This is a genomic window from Sphingosinicella sp. (assembly GCF_052387495.1).
Classification (GTDB): domain Bacteria; phylum Pseudomonadota; class Alphaproteobacteria; order Sphingomonadales; family Sphingomonadaceae; genus Allosphingosinicella.
Window position 1 is genome coordinate 1 of the sequence record NZ_JBQTJC010000270.1, and the last position, 11,084, is coordinate 11,084.

The 11,084-nt window shown below is 67.3% G+C and carries 12 protein-coding genes; 4 read left to right on the forward strand and 8 right to left on the reverse strand.

What is annotated here, in order from left to right; genetic code table 11:
* Positions 1–205: hypothetical protein (locus ACT4N8_RS14850; RefSeq protein ID WP_444858892.1), on the forward strand; the 205-nt coding region annotated here is incomplete at its 5' end.
* Between the two features lie 921 nt (positions 206–1,126).
* On the opposite strand, the gene ACT4N8_RS14855 is transcribed toward ACT4N8_RS14850, so the two are convergent.
* The 3 genes from ACT4N8_RS14855 to ACT4N8_RS14865 form a co-directional block, all read right to left on the reverse strand.
* Positions 1,127–1,606, reverse strand: coding sequence for a DUF3592 domain-containing protein (locus tag ACT4N8_RS14855; RefSeq protein WP_444858893.1), 480 nt, complete (start codon positions 1,604–1,606; stop codon positions 1,127–1,129).
* A 325-nt stretch (positions 1,607–1,931) separates the two neighbouring features.
* On the reverse strand, positions 1,932–2,717 hold the full coding sequence (locus tag ACT4N8_RS14860) for a SapC family protein (RefSeq protein WP_444858894.1): 786 nt from the start codon (positions 2,715–2,717) through the stop codon (positions 1,932–1,934).
* A 103-nt stretch (positions 2,718–2,820) separates the two neighbouring features.
* The gene (locus ACT4N8_RS14865; protein ID WP_444858895.1) at positions 2,821–4,245 is read right to left on the reverse strand and encodes an FAD-binding oxidoreductase; all 1,425 of its coding nucleotides are present in this window, start codon (positions 4,243–4,245) and stop codon (positions 2,821–2,823) included.
* 91 nt (positions 4,246–4,336) lie between these two features.
* Here ACT4N8_RS14865 and ACT4N8_RS14870 point away from each other — a divergent pair, with 91 nt between their 5' ends.
* A complete protein-coding gene (locus ACT4N8_RS14870) occupies positions 4,337–4,777 on the forward strand; it encodes a hypothetical protein (protein WP_444858896.1) in 441 nt (146 codons plus the stop codon).
* Positions 4,778–4,866: 89 nt separating this feature from the next.
* Positions 4,867–6,234, forward strand: a complete 1,368-nt coding sequence (locus ACT4N8_RS14875) for a DEAD/DEAH box helicase (protein WP_444858897.1) — start codon at positions 4,867–4,869, stop codon at positions 6,232–6,234.
* A 212-nt stretch (positions 6,235–6,446) separates the two neighbouring features.
* On the opposite strand, the gene tgt is transcribed toward ACT4N8_RS14875, so the two are convergent.
* Positions 6,447–7,580: a tRNA guanosine(34) transglycosylase Tgt gene (gene tgt, locus ACT4N8_RS14880; RefSeq protein WP_444858898.1), complete on the reverse strand. Its 1,134-nt coding sequence runs from the start codon at positions 7,578–7,580 to the stop codon at positions 6,447–6,449.
* Positions 7,581–7,684: 104 nt separating this feature from the next.
* Between tgt and ACT4N8_RS14885 the strand changes: the two genes are divergently transcribed.
* On the forward strand, positions 7,685–8,104 hold the full coding sequence (locus ACT4N8_RS14885) for a VOC family protein (protein ID WP_444858899.1): 420 nt from the start codon (positions 7,685–7,687) through the stop codon (positions 8,102–8,104).
* Positions 8,105–8,144: 40 nt separating this feature from the next.
* Here ACT4N8_RS14885 and ACT4N8_RS14890 read toward each other — a convergent pair whose 3' ends face one another.
* From ACT4N8_RS14890 to ACT4N8_RS14905, 4 genes are all read right to left on the reverse strand, one after another.
* Positions 8,145–8,873: a tetratricopeptide repeat protein gene (locus ACT4N8_RS14890; RefSeq protein ID WP_444858900.1), complete on the reverse strand. Its 729-nt coding sequence runs from the start codon at positions 8,871–8,873 to the stop codon at positions 8,145–8,147.
* A 55-nt stretch (positions 8,874–8,928) separates the two neighbouring features.
* On the reverse strand, positions 8,929–9,834 hold the full coding sequence (locus ACT4N8_RS14895; RefSeq protein WP_444858901.1) for a bifunctional helix-turn-helix transcriptional regulator/GNAT family N-acetyltransferase: 906 nt from the start codon (positions 9,832–9,834) through the stop codon (positions 8,929–8,931).
* A 108-nt stretch (positions 9,835–9,942) separates the two neighbouring features.
* Complete coding sequence (locus ACT4N8_RS14900; RefSeq protein WP_444858902.1) at positions 9,943–10,515, reverse strand: hypothetical protein; 573 nt, start codon at positions 10,513–10,515, stop codon at positions 9,943–9,945.
* Positions 10,516–10,699: 184 nt separating this feature from the next.
* On the reverse strand, positions 10,700–11,084 hold a 385-nt coding region (locus tag ACT4N8_RS14905; protein WP_444858903.1), incomplete at its 5' end, for an S-adenosylmethionine:tRNA ribosyltransferase-isomerase.

Sequence of the window (11,084 nt, forward strand, 5' to 3'; positions counted from 1 at the left end):
GATCGTGCGCGCCTCGATCGGCTCGGACAACGTGCCGCCGCCGACGCCCGAAGAGGTCGCCGCCGCGCTCCAGGCCGGCGGCCCGGCCGGCACGCAGGCGCCGCCGACGGCGCGGACCGGCCCCGCCCTCCCCGCCCCGATCGCCCAGCCCCACCCGCTCGAGCCGGTCCGCGCCCCCGACCGCCGGGGGCCGCGGGGGAATTGATCCCCCAGGGCTTCGGTCTGTCGAGTCGTATTCCCGGCTGCGTCACTCGCCCCAGCGCATCGCGTTGTTGAGGAGCATTCGGGGTCTGGCCGGCGGCATAGCGGCGCTCAGAATTTAGGGGTTAAGTAAACTGTCACCGTAATCCCCGCTTACGTCCGCAACGAGTGGTTAGCAGACATTCAGCGTCGGCTGGTGGCAGGGCCTCTGCTTTGCATTTGCACGAAGCAGATCGTTGGCCCGTAGCGAGGGGTTGTGTCTTCCCCGGCATCCAGCGTGAGCCAGTCATCCTGAAGATTCGGAGTGCCCTGCGGCACATCCTCCTGCCGCCGCTCCCGAATGGCAGACGAAGCGAAACCGCATGCGCGAGCAACATCTAGCAGCGGGGTCAACAACTCACGAGGACCAAAGGCGAGAATGGAGGAGGGGCGAGAAGAACTCGTCGTAGGTTGCTGTTGGTCACAACCTGCCGGGGGCATATCCTGGCGAGAGTAGAAACGCGTGGATGAGCCAATATGGTCCTGAGGATCAAAGTAGGAGCGAACTGCTTCCTCGGACCCTGCTGGGATGGTGAGCCGGAGGACCCGTTCCTCACCTGCGCTTCCCTCACAGGTGACCCGCCAGCCTAGTCTTGCTGCGTCACGTCGAATGATCGCTACTTGAGGCTCCATCCCTGTCACATCAACAGCGATGACGCCCTCCCCGCTGATTGTGGCAGCAGCGACGAGAGGTCGCTCCCTCCCGCCAGCCGTTGTCTCACAGCCGGACAATGCTATGGCAGCGAAGAATAGCCTGTGAGGCCTCAATTTCGATCCTTGTGCATCCACGCCTTGATGATGCCCAGTCGCCGAATGGCCGCAAGGGGTCGAAAGCGGACATATGCAGAGACGTCGCGATTGACCGTCGGAGCCGACTCCTCGTGCTCTAGGGACGTGGAGCAACCTTCCGCCGCAGCCAGAACGCTATGCCCAGGAGCGCCAAGCCCACGACGACGAGGATGGTGAGCGCGCCTGTCTCGCCTTCCACCTCCAGCGCCGAACGCTGCGGATCGGCGGGCGCGTAGAAGACCGGGACGATGCTCCCCACCGGATAGGTGCGCAGCACCTGCCGAGCCCCGTCCTCGGTCGAGAAGCCGCGCGAGCTGGTGAGCCAGATATAATGATTGCTGTAGGTCCGCCCTTCTACCGAATAAGAATATTCGATGCGCGGGAAATAGCGGGTGCGGGTGCGCCCGCTGCCGCGCTGCGTCGCGACGTAGCCCGAGGTGATCCGTCCCTCGACGCTCGGCCAGTCGCGCGCCTCGGCGAGCTGCGCCCGATCCCGCACAATGAGCGCCGCCCCCAGGGCGATGAGAAGCAGCCCGGCAATGCCCAGCACCCAGACCGTTATTGTCGTGTTTCGCATCACCAGCCCCCTCTGACACCCGCGGGGACGCCGACCGGGCTCGCGGGGTCTTGTTGCAGATTCACCTTAGCCGGTTCGTCATGGAGCGCCAGCGAACGGAGCTGGAGCCGCCGCGTCGCGGGCCGCGCATACAAAAAGACCGCCTCACGAGATTTCGTGAGGCGGCCAAGTTCAGGGAGGGCGCCTCTCGCGGACGAGAGGCGCGTCGCGCCGTCGCAAAGGGGGAAATACGACGACGCTGACCTTTAGATAGGAAGCTTTCCCCGGCTTTCAACGGCTTGGCGGCGGCCCGGGAGGGCGCCGCCCCGGGCCTCGCAGTCGCCGCTTACGCGTCGGCGGGGGCCGGCTCCGCCGTCGCGGTCGGGACCTTGCCCTGCTGCATCTGCCGCCCGAAAATGTCGGTGATCTGGGTCAGCGAGAAGAGGTGGGCCATGATCAGGGTGAGCATGCCGTTCTGGTTGAGCTTGCGCAGCTGGTCGCCGTTCATCTCGCGCAGCTTGTCCTCGGCGACCATCTGGAAGCCGCGATAGACGAAGGGCTGCTCGCTGTCCGCGGGCTGGATCGAGACCTCGCCGTCGATCAAGAGGTCGAGCGTCTTGAGCTCGTTGACGAAGGCCTGGGTGCGCTGGATCGCGGTCTCGAAATCCTCGCAGAATTTGAGGATGTTGTTGAGGTTGTCGGTGGGCTTGCCGTCCTCGAACAGGGGGGTGCCATCCTTGAACTTGCCGACCAGGCCGCTGTCCGGGTCGAAGCAGAGCGAGAGCTCCTTCGCGTCGGGCTGGAGCCGGGCGAGCAGGAACGGGTAGCGGCGGACATAAGCGGGGACGTAGAATTGCTGGTGTGGCTTGCCGGTCTCGTCGACGAACACGTTGACGCCCTCGTTCAGCCCCATCAGCGCCAGCGGCACCGGATTGTCGCCGACCGAGAAGACGATCGGGAAGCTGCGCTGGCCGTGAATGAACTCGTCGACCGTGATCGGCACCGCGTGCTGGCCGACCAGATATTCGGCGGTGTCGCTGCCCTTGCTCGAATAACCGGCATGCTCGGTGGTCGAGAGCGGGATCAGATTCTTGTAGAAAACCGGCAGTTGCGGCGCGGGCTGGGTCGCCATGAGTCTGTCTCCGTAAGGGTCTGAAAAGGGCGGCGCATCGCGTCCGCACGTGCGGCCGACCGTCTATTGCGGCGCGCCGCGTTCCGCAAGCCCGTCGGTGGAATCAAAGCGGGACGAGCTTGCCCGGGTTCATGATGCTCTTGGGATCGAGCGCCGCCTTGATGGCCCGCATCGCGCCGAGCCGCGCCGCGCCGCCGAGCCGGGCAAGCTCGGCCAGCTTCATCTGGCCGATACCGTGCTCGGCCGAAATCGAGCCGCCCGCCGCGGTGACGAGATCGTGCACGAAGCCGGTGACCTCGGCGCCCGTCATCTCGACCCAGTCCGCCCGCGTCCCTTCCGGCGCGCGGACGTTGAAGTGGATGTTGCCGTCGCCGAGATGGCCGAAGGCGCTGACCCGCGTGCCGGCGAAACGCGCCTCGACCGCAGCCGCCGCCGAGACCAGGAAGCCCGGCATGTCGGCGACCGCGACGGAGATGTCGTGCTTGGCCGCCGGCCCGTCCTTCTTCTCGGCCTCCGAGATCGAGTCGCGCAGCCGCCAGAACGCCTCCGCCTGCGCCTCGTTCGCCGCGATCGTCGCGTCGCCGACCAGCCCGATCTCGTGCGCCGAGCGCAGCCCTTCGTAGAGCAAAGGCTCCGGGCTCGGCGCGACCAGCGGCGAGACCGCCTCGATCAGGACGTTCCACGGCGCGGGCGTAGCGAGCGGCGACCGCGTGCCGGGAACGTGCATCAAGACAAGGTCGAGCGCGCTGCGCGGCACCAGCTCGAAGCTCTCGATCGCCTCCTTTTGCGTCGCCTCCAAGTGGTGCAGCAGCCCCATCGCCGCCAGGGGGTCGGCCACTCCGGCCCAGGCGACGGCGCGCGATCCCACCGCCGACACCAGCCTGAGACTCGCCGCGGTTACGACCCCCAGCGTTCCCTCCGCCCCGATCAGCAGCTGGCCGAGATCGTAGCCGCGATTGTCCTTCTTGAGCGGCGTCAGCCCCTCGTAGAGGCTGCCGTCGGGGAGCACCGCCTCGATCCCCTGGACCAGCCGCCGCATATTGCCGAAGCGCAGCACCTGCGTGCCGCCCGCATTGGTCGAGACCAGTCCGCCGATTGTCGCCGAGCCCTTCGCCCCCAGGGTCAGCGGAAAGCGCCGCCCGGCCTCGAGCGCCGCCTCGTGCAAAGTGCTAAGGATCACCCCCGCTTCGCACACGGCGAGATTGGCCTCGGGATCGAGCGACCGGATCCGGTTCATCCGTCGCAAGGAGAGCAGCAGGGCCGCGCCCGAGCCGTCCGGAGTCGCCCCACCGACCATCGAGGTATTGCCCCCCTGCGGCACCAGCGGTACGCCCTCCGCCGCGCACAGCCGGACGATCTCGACGACTTCCTCGCGGCGCGCCGGCGCAAGCAAGGCGGCCGCCCGGCCATGGTAGCGCCCCCGCCAGTCGCTGAGCCAGGGCGCCAGCTCGGCCGGCTCCGTGCTGAAGCCCTTGGGGCCGAGCAGATCGGCGAGCTTGCGGAGCAGGGCCGGAGACGCATAAGCCATCGCCGGGCTGATAGGCGCGCGTCCTCCGGGGGGCAATTCATCCAATGTTCAAGCGTCCAGGGGAAAGCGGGTCGGCGATGGAGTCACGTCCTTGATCCTCGCGGGAACCGCCGCCTTGCTGCTGTTCGCGTTCGATTGGCAGGAGGCGCCGCGCCCGCGCGGCCGCGTCGGCACGATGACGATGCGCCAGCAGATCATCATCCGCGTGCCCCGCGGTGCGCTGCGCGTCGCCCCGGCCGGCAATTCGCTGATCCGTTGGCGCGAAAGTGCCGGCCCCCGCTGCGTCGCCGCCGACCGCATCGTCGGCGCGAGCTTGCTCGGCCAGAACAGCGTCGATCTCATCATGCGCGACAGCAGCCGGCTGCGCGCAAGGCTGGAAAGCCGCTGTCCGGCCCTCGATTATTATCGCGGCTTCTATGTCAACGCGACAGAGGACGGGCGGATCTGCGCCGACCGCGATTCGATCCGCAGCCGCGCCGGCGGCGAGTGCCAGATCGAGCGCTTCAGGCTGCTGCGGCCCGAGCGGCGCTGACCCGCTTTGCTTGACAAGCCACCCCGCTTCGCACAAGCGCCAGCGCGAAGCGGCCTCCCCCAACGAAGGCGCCAATCCCGGATTTTTAGATGAGTTTTGCCGATCTCGGCCTTTCCGACGAATTGCTCCGCGCCATCAGCGAGGCGGGCTACGACACGCCGACGCCGATTCAGACGCAGGCCATCCCCTCAGTGCTGATGATGCGCGACTTGGTCGGCATCGCGCAGACCGGTACGGGCAAGACCGCCGCCTTCGTCCTGCCGATGATCGACATTTTGGGCGAGGGGCGCAGCCGCGCGCGCATGCCGCGCTCGCTGATCCTCGAGCCGACCCGCGAGCTCGCCATGCAGGTCGCCGAGAATTTCGAGAAATACGGAAAATATCACAAGCTCAACATGGCGTTGCTCATCGGCGGCACCAACATGGCCGACCAGATCAAGAAGCTCGAAAAAGGCGTCGACGTGCTGATCGCGACGCCCGGGCGGCTGATGGACCTGTTCGGCCGCGGCAAGATCCTCCTGAACGGCTGCAGCCTCCTCGTCATCGACGAGGCCGACCGGATGCTCGACATGGGGTTCATTCCGGATATCGAGGAAATCTGCTCGAAGCTGCCGAAGAACCGGCAGACGCTTTTGTTCAGCGCGACGATGCCGCCGCCGATCAAGAAGCTCGCCGACAAGTTCCTCGACAATCCCAAGTCGATCGAGGTCGCCCGGCCCGCCTCGTCGAACCTACTCATCGACCAGCGCGTGCTCCGCGTCGATTCGCGCAAGAAGCGCGACGCGCTCGCCGCCCTGCTCCGCCGCGACGAGGTCCGCTCCGCGATCGTGTTCTGCAACCGCAAGACGACGGTGCGCGAGCTCGCCACCAGCCTGACGCGCGGCCATCTCAAGGTCGGCCAGATCCACGGCGACATGGAGCAATCGGAGCGGATCAGCGAGCTCGCCCGCTTCAAGGCGGACGAAATCAACGTGCTGATCGCCTCCGACGTCGCCGCGCGCGGCCTCGACATCAAGGACGTCAGCCACATCTTCAACTATGACGTGCCCTGGCATCCGGACGATTATGTCCACCGCATCGGCCGCACCGGCCGCGCGGGCAAGACCGGCGTCGCGATCACCCTGGTGACGAGCGCCGCCGAGGAGTCGATCGACAATATCCAGAAGCTGACCGGCACCAAGCTGACCGCGATGGACGACGGCGGCGAGGCCGGTCCGACGCGCGAGGCGCGCGAGCAGCCCGCGCGCGAGGAGCGTGCCGAGCCCGGGGAACGCGCGGAGAGGCCGAGGCGTGGCCGCCGCGAGAAGCCGGAAAGGCCAGAGGCGCCCCGGGCCGAAAAGCGCGAACGGCCGCCGCGCCGCGAACGCGCGCCCGCGCGCGAGCCCGAGCCGGAACCCGACGATGGCGACTGGAACGGCCCAGTCCCCAGCTTCCTCGGCACCGGCTTCGGCGGCTGATCGCGTCGAGTTCCCCGGCGAAAGCCGGGGTCCAGTCGGAAGTGGGGCTGGAACTCCGGACCGCCTTGTCGCCGTTCAGATCACGAATGCCGCCAGGATGAACAGCGACAAGACGGCAAACAATATCTTGTCCTGACGAGACATTCGATTCTTCCCCCGGCTGCACGGCGACAGTCGGTGGAGTCCTATTACTTCGACTCGTAAAATAAAAGTTAGCTTTTGAGCCGATCCGGACCGGCCTGGCCGCGATAGCGCGTCACGAAAGCGGCGGCGTAGGCGGCAAGGCGCTGCCCGGCGATCGCCTCGCGCAGCTCGCGCATCAGCCGCTGGTAGAACCAGAGATTGTGCTCGGTCATCAGCATCGCACCCAAAATCTCGCCCGAGCGGACGAGATGGTGGAGATAGGCCTTCGACCATCGGGCCACCGGCGAATCCGGATCGAGCGGCTCCGGGTCCTCGGCGAACCTGGCGTTGCGGATGTTGATCGGGCCGTCGCGGGTGAAGGCTTGGCCGGTGCGCCCGGAGCGGGTCGGCAGCACGCAATCGAACATGTCGATGCCGCGCGCGACCGCGCCGACGACGTCGTCCGGCTTGCCGACGCCCATCAAATAGCGCGGCCGGTCCTCGGGCAGCTGGGCGGGCGCGAAATCCAGGCAGGCGAACATCGCCTCCTGCCCCTCGCCGACCGCGAGCCCGCCCACTGCATAGCCGTCGAAGCCGATTTGGCTGAGGGCCTCGGCCGAGGCCGCGCGCATCCCTTCGTCGAGCCCGCCCTGCTGGATGCCGAACAACGCGCTCACATTGCTCAGCGCGTCGAACGCGTCGCGCGAGCGCCGTGCCCAGCGCATCGAGCGCTCCATCGCCGCGCGCTGGGCGTCGATCGGGTCGGTCGTCTTCACGAGCTGGTCGAAGGCCATGACGATGTCCGAGCCGAGCAGGGTCTGGACCTCCATCGAACGCTCGGGGCTCAGCAGGTGGCGGCTGCCGTCGAGATGGCTGGCGAAGGCGACGCCCTCCTCGTTCACCTTGGTCAGCTCGGAAAGGCTCATCACCTGATAGCCGCCGGAATCGGTCAGGATCGGACCGCTCCAGCCCATGAATTCGTGCAGGCCCCCAAGCCGCGCCACACGCTCGGCGCCCGGACGGAGCATCAGGTGATAGGTGTTGCCGAGGATGATGTCCGCGCCCGAGGCGCGCACGTCCGCCGGCTTCATCGCCTTCACCGTCCCCGCCGTCCCCACCGGCATGAATGCAGGCGTCGCGATCTCTCCGCGCGCCATGCGGAGGGTGCCCGTCCGCGCGCGTCCATCCGTTGCGGAAATGGCGAAATCGAACGGCGCGACCATGGCCCTCCCCTAGCGCCGCGCGAGGCTGAGGCAAATGCCGCCGGGACCCTCCGGCGGCATCATGGATTGACGCCCCTGAACGCTTTGGGAGACGGAAAGTGGGAATGCAGCTGCAACGCGGCCGGCTGATCGACCATATCCAGCTGGTCGTGGCCGACCTGGCGGCAAGCCGGAAATTCTATGAAGCCGTCCTTGACGTGCTGGAAATCCCTATCGGTGGCAGCGCGGACGAGCATTTCTGGGCCGACGAGCTGTTCGTCTCGAGCCCGGCCAGCCCGGAGGCCCTGGGCGAGCTGACCGGGCGCCATCACCTCGCCTTCCAGGCGAAGGACCGGGAAACCGTCGACGCCTTTTATCGCGCCGGGCTCGCCGCCGGCGGCAGGGACAACGGGGCGCCCGGCGAGCGCTCCTATCATCCCGGCTATTACGCCGCTTTCCTGCTCGATCCCGACGGCAACAATATCGAAGCCGTCTTCCACGGCGAGGCCAAACGCAGCGCGGCCTCGGTGGAGATCGATTTCTAGAAGGACGCGACCGGATCGAGTCCAGATTACGAAAGCCGAGTCAGGTGACCGGCGGCGCGCGTTCCGCGTCGAGATCGCGGAATCGGACCTGATGGCCGGTGATACCCATGTCCCGAAAAATCGCATTGGCGCGCGCCGCCGCGCTTGCCGTGGCGGCCGAATCCAGCCTCATCTCCTCGACCGCCTGCCGCGCTTCTTCGTCGCCCATCGACGCCGAACAAAGGAACCATGCCAACGCCTCCTGCCGGTCCTGCGCCACGCCTTCGCCATTGGCGTGGAGGACTCCGACGCCATAGAAACCGTGCGCCTCGCCCAGCCGTGCGGCGGCAAGATAAAAGTGGCGGGAGCGCGCATAGTCGCGCTCGACGCCGCGCCCACCCGCATACATGACGCCCATGCTCACCATGGCGCGCGAGCTCCCCTGCGCGGCGGCTCTGCTGATCCACTGGAATGCTTCAGCCGGGTTCTCGGGGACACCATCGCCCATGTCGAGCATGACCCCCAGGCGCCATTGTGCATCGCGCTGGCCCTGTTCGGCGGCCCTTCGATAGAGCGCGACCGCGCGCGCCCGGTCCTCCCCCACGTAGCGGCCGACATCGTAGAACCAACCGAGATGGTTGGTGGCGTCTGCATCGCCACGCCCTGAGGCGGCTTCGACGATGGCAAAGGCCGCCGCATCGTTGCCGGCCGCGGCCAGCCGCTCCGCCTCCTCCGTGGCGGGCGAGGCCGAGATGAGAAAGAAGATGGAAGGGATGAGCCACCAACGCATGGCGGCATCATGTCAGAGGTCGGCCCGCCTCGCCATATCGAACTGTGCGACGCGCTTATCGCGCCAGCCCCAGCTCCCAGGTCTCGCCCTGCTCGGGCCTGCCGAATTCGTCGTGCACTTCGGTGGCGACGATGCGGAAGCCCTGCGCTTCGTAGATGCGGCGGGCGCTGGTCAGCACCGTGTGGGTCCACAGGCGCATCTTCGCATAGCCCGCCGCGCGCGCGAACTTCACGCATTCGGCGACCAAGGCCGCGCCGATCCCCCGCCCCCGCGCCCAGGGCTCGACGTGGAGGAGGCGGAGCTGACCGACATCTTCGCCCGCGTCGACGAGCAGCACTGCGCCGGCAATCGTCCCGGCCTGCTCGGCCACCCAGCATTGCTCGCGGCCCGGCTTGAAGTCCCTGAGGAAAGCGGTGGTGACCTCGCCCTGGAGGATCTCCATCGGGCGCCCCCAGCCGTAGCTCTCGTAGAGGATCGACTGGCGCGAGGCGATCAAGGCGAGGTCGCCGGCGCGGAAAGTGCGGATTTGCCAGGGCACCTCCTTGCCGCTCAGCAGCACCGTCACCGCGCCGAGCGCCTCCACCAAAGTCTCCCGCTCCGCCGGCCCGAGCCCGTTGAGCCGCGCCTCGACCTCGCCGCGCGTCGTCGCGTCGAGTGCCGCGAAGGCCGCACGGCCGGCGTGGGTAAGGCGGATCGGCCGCGCCCGCGCGTCCGTGCCGCGCCCGCGCGTGATCCAGCCTTTGCTCTGAAAGCGCCGCAGGATGCGGCTGACATAGCCGGCGTCCAGCCCCAGCTCGGCCTGCAATTCGGCGGCGAGCGGCGCCGCGCGATGGGCGATCTCGTAGAGCAAACGCGCCTCGACGAGTGAGAGGCCGCTGTCCATGTAGTGCGCGTCGAGGGCGCCGACGAAGCGGGTATAGAAGCGGTTGAAGGCGCGCAGGGCGGCGACGGCATCGGTCATCGCCCGCAAGGATGCGCCCGATTAGTTGCCGATGTCAACTATTTCCTACGGGCCAACAAAAAGGGCGGTCGGCGCGAATGCCGGCCGCCCTCTTCGAAAACCTCGGACTTAGAAGCCGAAGTTGACGCCGACCGTCGCGCGCAGCGTGTCGAACGAGATCGTGTCGACGGCGACCCGGATACGGGCCGGACCACCGGTGGAGATGTCCGCGCCGACGCCGACCAGATAGTCGCCGATGGTGTCGTCACCGCCCGCGGCCTCGAACTGGGCGTCCGTGACGTTGAGGCCGGTCAGGCCGCTGGGATCGATATTGATCCACTGATAGCCGCCGCGAATGTAGATGACCGAGCCGTTGGCGGTGCGGTGGCCGATCCGGCCGGCGATGCCGAACTCGTTGTCGACCGGGCCGTTGCCGAGATTGAAATTGCCCTCGACGCCGATCACGGCGCCCTGCGCGATGTCGAAGTCGACGCCGGCATAGGCGCCGTAGATCAGGGCGCTGTCGTCGATGTCGAGGCCGGGGATGCCGGCGAAGTCGTCTTCGTCGATGCCGAGATTGTGCAGTCCGACCTGCACGCCCGCATAGGGATGCGCGCCGGGGGCGGTTTCCTGGGCCTGGGCGGCGCTCGACACGCCCAGCGCCGCTGCGACGGCGAGCGCCGCGAACGTAACTTTCTTCATGGTCTTGAGTTCCCCTATCAGTCCGCCCGCGACGATCGCGGGTCAGAGGCCTTTTTGCCGCGGCATCGACTGCCTTCGTTTTCTTGGTTTCGCAAGTCAATTTCAACGGCTTGCGCCGCCGCGACTGCAAACGGCCGAATAGTGTCGCTTGCGCGTCCCAGCCACCTCATCCGCGGCTCCGCATTCACCGATCAGTCGTTTCGACTCCGCGATCTCTCGTCAGCCCGGGCAGCAACAGGTTCGCATCTCCATAGGAGTAGAAGCGATAGCCCTCGCGAATCCCATGCGCATAGGCAGCCCGAATCACGTCGAGCCCCATCAGCGCTGCGACCAGCATGAACAGGGTTGAGCGGGGCAAATGGAAATTGGTGATCAGGCCGTCGGTCGCCTTGAAACAATGGCCTGGGGTGATGAAGATCGCGGTGTCACCCTCGAAGGCATGGATCGCGCCGCCCTCGTCCGCGGCGCTTTCGAGCAGGCGGAGCGAGGTCGTGCCGACGGGGATGATCCGTCCGCCCCCCGCGCGGACCCCGTTGATACGGGCGGCCGCGGCGGCGTCGATCCGCCCC

Excerpts from the sequence above, each read along its gene's own strand:
- ACT4N8_RS14890 (WP_444858900.1), bottom strand. The coding sequence starts at position 8,873 with ATGCGTTGGTGGCTCATCCCTTCCATCTTCTTTCTCATCTCGGCCTCG.
- ACT4N8_RS14885 (WP_444858899.1), top strand. The coding sequence starts at position 7,685 with ATGCAGCTGCAACGCGGCCGGCTGATCGACCATATCCAGCTGGTCGTG.
- ACT4N8_RS14860 (WP_444858894.1), bottom strand. The coding sequence starts at position 2,717 with ATGGCGACCCAGCCCGCGCCGCAACTGCCGGTTTTCTACAAGAATCTG.
- ACT4N8_RS14895 (WP_444858901.1), bottom strand. The coding sequence starts at position 9,834 with ATGACCGATGCCGTCGCCGCCCTGCGCGCCTTCAACCGCTTCTATACC.
- ACT4N8_RS14855 (WP_444858893.1), bottom strand. The coding sequence starts at position 1,606 with ATGCGAAACACGACAATAACGGTCTGGGTGCTGGGCATTGCCGGGCTG.
- ACT4N8_RS14865 (WP_444858895.1), bottom strand. The coding sequence starts at position 4,245 with ATGGCTTATGCGTCTCCGGCCCTGCTCCGCAAGCTCGCCGATCTGCTC.
- ACT4N8_RS14875 (WP_444858897.1), top strand. The coding sequence starts at position 4,867 with ATGAGTTTTGCCGATCTCGGCCTTTCCGACGAATTGCTCCGCGCCATC.
- ACT4N8_RS14900 (WP_444858902.1), bottom strand. The coding sequence starts at position 10,515 with ATGAAGAAAGTTACGTTCGCGGCGCTCGCCGTCGCAGCGGCGCTGGGC.
- tgt (WP_444858898.1), bottom strand. The coding sequence starts at position 7,580 with ATGGTCGCGCCGTTCGATTTCGCCATTTCCGCAACGGATGGACGCGCG.